The organism is Mycobacterium innocens, assembly GCF_900566055.1.
Lineage (GTDB): Bacteria > Actinomycetota > Actinomycetes > Mycobacteriales > Mycobacteriaceae > Mycobacterium > Mycobacterium innocens.
The window spans coordinates 1-2,113 of sequence record NZ_UPHQ01000304.1; the positions used below are offsets into that span (position 1 = coordinate 1).

The window sequence follows — 2,113 nt, forward strand, 5'->3', positions numbered from 1 at the left end:
ATACATTACGGCGAGACGCTAATGTTGGAGGGACTGATCCCCTCGATCGGGACCGTCGGTGACGCCCTGGACAACGCGCTGTGCGAAACCACGATCGGGCTCTACAAGACCGAGTGCGTGCGCCCTGGCTCCCCGTTTCGCGTCGGCCCGATCCGAACCCTCGCTGACCTGGAGAACATGACCTCGGCGTGGGTTAGCTGGTACAACGAGCGGAGGCTCATGCACCGCCTGGGCCGCATCCCACCGGCCGAAGCCGAGGCCGAGTACTACGCTCGACTCCAGGCCGGCGAGCACACCGGTCACACGTAACGAGGTGTGCATGAAACCGGGGATGCTTCACTGCCCAAATACTGCTGAGACACGATGCGCGGCTTGCCCTGCACTCGGGCCGATTCCACCAGGTAGTAATAGGTCTGCTTGCCGCGTCGCTTACCCACGATCGACGCCATATATGGGTAATACACTCCAAACCCACAAACCTCAAGCACCACAACACAAGACACGCCGCTCAACCACGAAGGCCGGAAACTCCCGCTAGCTGTTTGGCTTCTTCGGTCTTGAACTGCCCCAGCCAACGCACCAGCTGCGATTTGGTCGGAAAATCACGCTCGGAACGGATCAACGCGGCCACCCGGGGAAAGTCGGAGCGGTCACAGACTTGAGCCAGCGCAAAGCCGGTGGCTTCGAGTTCTTCGTTGCATAGTGGTGGGTCGATATCGAACTGGTGAAACAAGATGTCAGCGGCAGCACGGTTACCCTTGGCGTTCTTGGTAATCAGGTTGCGGATCAACGCGACTCGCCAGGCACGACGGTCCTCGTTAGGTGGGACGCGTTCGTCGAGGTGCTGTAGCCAGTCGACCATGATTGGCACCGCCTGCGGATAGTCATAGCGAGAGTTCATCAACTCCCAGACTGTGTCTTCGGGGATGCCTGCAGTGTCGAGTTCAGCTTTCATCGCTTGTTCGGATTCTGGCCACGTGTGGGGTTTCCCGGGCGACCTCATGACAGGTGTTTACTGTCGTTGATCACTGCATCGAGCACCTTGCCATCCTTCCAAGTCGTTATCGCGCGCCCGCTGCGCCATGTCACGGAGCTGCTGGGTGGTATCACACTTGTTGACGTTTGACTTTTCGCACGACGCGCGTGGTTGGTGGGGTGTTGGGGCGTTCAGGTTGGGCATCGGGGTGGTGGTGATCCAATGTGCTTTGGGGGCTTCAGTTTTCGGGGGGCAGGGCTAGTCCGGGGGCAGTTTGTCGAGGGTTTTTTGTGCTTCCTTGCGCCAATACTCGTGTTTGTCGTTGAGGTATTTGGCGACCTCTTCACGTACCCCGGTGGCGCGCTGGCGCACCAGAGCTGCCATCGCGTCGGTCCGCGTTCCCGGGTTGGGTAATTGGCTGACCGCTAGCTGCTTGGCTTCTTCGGTCTTGAACTGCCCCAGCCAACGCACCAAGTCCGATTTGGTCGGAAAATCACGCTCGGAACGGATCAACGCGGCCACTCGGGGAAAGTCGGAGCGGTCACAGACTTGAGCCAGCGCAAAGCCGGTGGCCTCGAGCTCTTCGTTGCAAAGCGGGGGGTCGATATCAAACTGGTGAAACAAGATGTCCGCGGCGGCGCGGTTACCCTTGGCGTGCTTGGTGATCAGGTTGCGGATCAAGCCGACTCGCATCGCCCGGCGCGGTTCACCGGGCGGTACACGTTCGTCGAGGTGCTGCAGCCAGTCGACCATGATCGGCACCGCTTGCGGGTAGTCGTAGCGGGAGTTGACCAGTTGCCAGACGGTGTCTTCGGGAATGCCGGCGGCATCCAGGTCTCGCTTCATCGCGCGGCGGTATTCCGGCCAGGTCGCGGGATCGGGACCATACTTATCGGTCATGACAGATTCTTAGTGTCGTCGATCACTGCATCGGGCACCTTGTCATCCTTCCAAGTCGTTATCGCGCGCCCGCTGCGCCATGTCACGGAGCTGCTGGGTGGTATCACGCCTCTTGACGTTTGACTTTTCGCACGACTTGCGTGGTTGGTGGGGTGTTGGGGCGTTCAGGTTGGGCATCGGGGTGGTGGTGATCCAATGTGCTTTGGGGGCTTCAGTTTTCGGGGGGCGGGGCTAGTC

The 2,113-nt window shown here is 60.1% G+C and carries 4 protein-coding genes; 1 reads left to right on the top strand and 3 read right to left on the bottom strand.

The genetic code is table 11. From position 1 onward, the window contains the following. A partial coding sequence (locus EET03_RS28250; protein ID WP_167470730.1) for an integrase core domain-containing protein occupies positions 1–309 on the top strand: 309 nt, incomplete at its 5' end. Here the strand turns inward: EET03_RS28250 and EET03_RS30575 are convergent. From EET03_RS30575 to EET03_RS28260, 3 genes are all read right to left on the bottom strand, one after another. After that, positions 300–449: a hypothetical protein gene (locus EET03_RS30575; RefSeq protein ID WP_167470729.1), complete on the bottom strand. Its 150-nt coding sequence runs from the start codon at positions 447–449 to the stop codon at positions 300–302. The genes EET03_RS28250 and EET03_RS30575 overlap by 10 nt on opposite strands. A 59-nt stretch (positions 450–508) precedes the next feature. Beyond that, complete coding sequence (locus tag EET03_RS28255) at positions 509–955, bottom strand: hypothetical protein (RefSeq protein WP_075543141.1); 447 nt, start codon at positions 953–955, stop codon at positions 509–511. Between the two features lie 279 nt (positions 956–1,234). Then, on the bottom strand, positions 1,235–1,876 hold the full coding sequence (locus EET03_RS28260) for a HEAT repeat domain-containing protein (protein ID WP_099194125.1): 642 nt from the start codon (positions 1,874–1,876) through the stop codon (positions 1,235–1,237). Positions 1,877–2,113: the final 237 nt, after the last annotated feature.